At 49.1% G+C, this 3070-nt stretch carries 7 protein-coding genes; 4 read left to right on the top strand and 3 right to left on the bottom strand.

Translation table 11 applies throughout. From position 1 onward, the window contains the following. Positions 1-126: c-type cytochrome (locus AC1DUO_RS23900; protein WP_477989073.1), on the top strand; the 126-nt coding region annotated here is incomplete at its 5' end. A gap of 66 nt (positions 127-192) precedes the next feature. Here the strand turns inward: AC1DUO_RS23900 and rof are convergent. Both rof and AC1DUO_RS23890 read right to left on the bottom strand, forming a co-directional pair. Further along, on the bottom strand, positions 193-453 hold the full coding sequence (gene rof, locus AC1DUO_RS23895; protein ID WP_013574214.1) for a Rho-binding antiterminator: 261 nt from the start codon (positions 451-453) through the stop codon (positions 193-195). Further along, positions 440-640 carry a YaeP family protein gene (locus tag AC1DUO_RS23890; protein WP_013574215.1) on the bottom strand — a complete coding sequence of 67 codons (201 nt, stop codon included), beginning with the start codon at positions 638-640 and terminating at the stop codon, positions 440-442. The genes rof and AC1DUO_RS23890 overlap by 14 nt, the downstream gene beginning before the upstream one ends. A gap of 215 nt (positions 641-855) precedes the next feature. On the opposite strand from AC1DUO_RS23890, the gene AC1DUO_RS23885 reads away from it, so the two are divergent. The 3 genes from AC1DUO_RS23885 (at position 856) to nlpE (ending at position 2575) form a co-directional block, all read left to right on the top strand. Beyond that, complete coding sequence (locus tag AC1DUO_RS23885) at positions 856-1416, top strand: YaeQ family protein (protein ID WP_013574216.1); 561 nt, start codon at positions 856-858, stop codon at positions 1414-1416. Then, positions 1383-1832, top strand: a complete 450-nt coding sequence (gene arfB / locus AC1DUO_RS23880; protein ID WP_153376608.1) for an alternative ribosome rescue aminoacyl-tRNA hydrolase ArfB — start codon at positions 1383-1385, stop codon at positions 1830-1832. Before AC1DUO_RS23885 ends, arfB begins: the two co-directional genes overlap by 34 nt. 65 nt (positions 1833-1897) lie before the next feature. Continuing rightward, a complete protein-coding gene (gene nlpE, locus AC1DUO_RS23875; RefSeq protein ID WP_013574218.1) occupies positions 1898-2575 on the top strand; it encodes an envelope stress response activation lipoprotein NlpE in 678 nt (225 codons plus the stop codon). An 86-nt stretch (positions 2576-2661) separates the two neighbouring features. On the opposite strand, the gene AC1DUO_RS23870 is transcribed toward nlpE, so the two are convergent. After that, positions 2662-3070 (bottom strand): His/Gly/Thr/Pro-type tRNA ligase C-terminal domain-containing protein (locus tag AC1DUO_RS23870; protein WP_477989069.1); only part of this gene is annotated, 409 nt, incomplete at its 5' end.

Here is a 3070-nt window from a genome sequence, read left to right as displayed (position 1 = left end):
GCTTACAAGAAGGGTGAGAGAAGTGGCGGGCAGGCGGGTGTGATGCAGGCTTTTAGTGCGTCATTATCCGATCAGGATATCAGTGATTTGGCAGCGTATTACGCCAGTCTGACGTCGTTGAAATAAGATTGCTTCAGAAATGCAAACGGGCAATCCTGAGATTGCCCGTTAGGTAACTGACGTCGGTTGTCGCTATTCGGCACTGACGACAACGGTGCCAATTTCCGGATGGCTAAAGCTTTCAATGTGATCCAGACGCAGATCTCGTTGTTCGCCGTTCGCCTCAACCACCAGATATTCCACTTTCTTACGCATTAACAAATCGTTGGCTTTAGCCTCAACGACTTCTCCGCTACGCATCTTCAGCGTCAAAACCAGGTGATGCTGGCAGGCGAGCTCGAGATTATCGTAGTCATCACAATTGATGGGTTGGTACTCATCATTCATCGACATAATCGCTCACCAATAAGTTAGCGGCGGCGTAGGCCGCCTGGTCCCTAACGGAAGACGGAAGTTCAGCATTTGCTGCGACTTCGTCCAATGCTTTCAATACACAGCCCAACGCATCGGGCACATATCCGAGATCACCGCTGGCAATTTCAGAATATCTACGGCGTACCAACTCACAGTATTGTTGCATAAGTTCTCCCTAAAAAGCGTATCCCTCTGAGGAAAGCGCAGAAAGATAAGCTCTCAGTATTTAACGACTATAGCACAGGAGAGTGTGAGTTATTAGCAGGCCTGTAAAGGTAAATCGTTTGCGTAAAGCCTTTATTGCGGATGACCATCGGGGGAAAACTGGCCGCAGCAGGATGCTTTCAAGTACACTGTGCGTCTATTATCAAGGGGTTTACCATGGCGTTAAAAGCAACCATTTATAAAGCAGCGGTCAATATCGCTGATATGGATCGTAATTTCTTTCATGACGCCAGCCTGACTCTGGCACAGCATCCTTCCGAAACAGAACAACGCATGATGCTGCGTCTGCTGGCATGGATTTACCATGCCGACGAACGACTGACTTTTACCCGCGGATTAAGCGCCGAAGATGAGCCGGAAATCTGGCGTAAAAACGACCATAACGGCATCGAATTATGGGTCGAATTAGGACTACCTGATGAGAAGCGTCTGAAAAAAGCCTGTAACCAATCGCGTGAGGTGGTCCTTTATGCGTATGGTGAGCGTGCCGCGAAAGTCTGGTGGTCGCAAATCGAGGGGAAAGTCAGAGGTTTTGAGAACCTGCGTATCCGTTATTTAGAAGATGAGTTGCTGAATCAATTGACTGCTTTTGGCAGCCGTACCATGAACTTACAGGCCACATTGCAGGACGGAACTATTTGGCTTTCTGATGCTCAGAGTAATTTGGAAATTCATTTTTCTGAATGGAAAGAGTCTGTCATAAAAGAAGCCAGGTAATCAGCGTGCTAATCCTTTCAGGAAAACTGGAAATACCTGACAGCGAAATCGAATTAACGGCGATCCGCGCTCAGGGCAACGGCGGTCAGAACGTCAATAAAACATCAACGGCTATCCATTTACGCTTTGATATTAAAGCGTCGAGTTTGCCAGAATATTACAAAGAGCGCTTACTGGCTTTTAATCATCATTCTGTTACTGCCGACGGTTGGGTCATTATCAAAGCCCAGGAATACCGGAGTCAGGAGATGAATCGCGAAGCCGCTCTGGCCCGGTTGGGGGCACTGATTTCACAGGCGATGGTAGTAGAAAAACCGCGCCGCGCGACGAAGCCGACTCGTGGGTCTAAAATTCGTCGGGTTGAAAGTAAAGTTCGCAAGGGTGCGACAAAAGCATTACGGGGCAAAATACGTTAGCCCTAACTTCGTGCTGCAGGACAATTTTTATCGCGGCACTGTAGAAAAGCAGTAGGGGAGAAACTGTGAAAAAAATCATCATTAGTGCAGTGCTGGCGCTCGGGGCGCTGTCACTCTTCGGTTGCCATACCGCCGCCTTTAATCATGAAAAACCGTTGCAGGCTATGCAGCAGAGTTACAGTGGCGTGTTGCCGTGCGCAGATTGCAGTGGCCTGAAGACGTCATTATTCCTGGATCAGGATGGGACTTACATCCTTCAGGAGGAATATCAGGGCGGCAAAGAGGGCGATCAGGTGTTTGCCAGCTACGGACGCTGGGCCCGCACTGCGGATAAACTGGTGCTGACGGACAGCCAGGGCGAGAAACGTTATTTCCATCCGAAAGATGAAAATCTGGAAATGTTGGATCAAAGCGGTGAGCCGATTACGTCCACATTCAACTATACGTTGACGCCGGTGCAGCAGAATTTGCCGAAAACGCCAATGGCACTGAGCGGAATGATGCAATACAGCGCCGATGCTGCTTCCTTTAAAGATTGTGCGACAGGCAACATATTCCCGATGTCGGCAAATAAATCGCTGGAAGAAGGGTATCTTGCCTCGCGTAAAACCCCCAATCAGCTGGTCTTCCTTTCTATGGACGGGCATTTCATGACAGAGCCGTCAATGGAAGAAGGGCAGGTGCGAAAGGCTGTGGTTGCAGATAAAAACGTACGGTTTGATGCAACGAAGTCCTGCCCGTAAAAGCGATTAGGCTCAGGCGGAATAGCACAAATAAAAATGCCCGCATTACGCGGGCATTTTTATGGACAAATGATCATCAGCGGATCTTAACGCGGGATCTGGCTCAGCAGATATTCCACGATATCGCTTTGTTTGATCATCTGTTTTTCGCCAGTGCGACGGTTTTTGTATTCCAGCTCTTCAGCATCCAGATTACGATCACCAATCACCACCTGATGCGGCACACCGATCAGTTCCATGTCCGCGAACATGACGCCCGGACGTTCTTTACGATCGTCGAGGATCACATCGATACCGTGTGAACGCAGTTCTTTATACAGCGCTTCTGCCGCATCTTTCACACGGAAAGATTTGTGCATGTTCATTGGCAGGATAGCGACCTGGAACGGCGCGATAGCATCCGGCCAGATAATACCGCGGTCATCGTGGTTTTGTTCAATCGCCGCAGCGACCACACGAGTCACACCAATACCGTAACAACCCATGGTCATCAAC

The sequence above is a fragment of the Rahnella sp. P4_A8 genome (genome assembly GCF_056402435.1).
This window is presented reverse-complemented; position numbering and strand designations above follow the sequence as displayed.

Bases quoted from the DNA above. Each gene is read 5' to 3' on its own strand.
- rof (WP_013574214.1), bottom strand. From the start codon at position 453: ATGTCGATGAATGATGAGTACCAACCCATCAATTGTGATGACTACGAT.
- AC1DUO_RS23890 (WP_013574215.1), bottom strand. From the start codon at position 640: ATGCAACAATACTGTGAGTTGGTACGCCGTAGATATTCTGAAATTGCC.
- arfB (WP_153376608.1), top strand. From the start codon at position 1,383: ATGGAAAGAGTCTGTCATAAAAGAAGCCAGGTAATCAGCGTGCTAATC.
- AC1DUO_RS23885 (WP_013574216.1), top strand. From the start codon at position 856: ATGGCGTTAAAAGCAACCATTTATAAAGCAGCGGTCAATATCGCTGAT.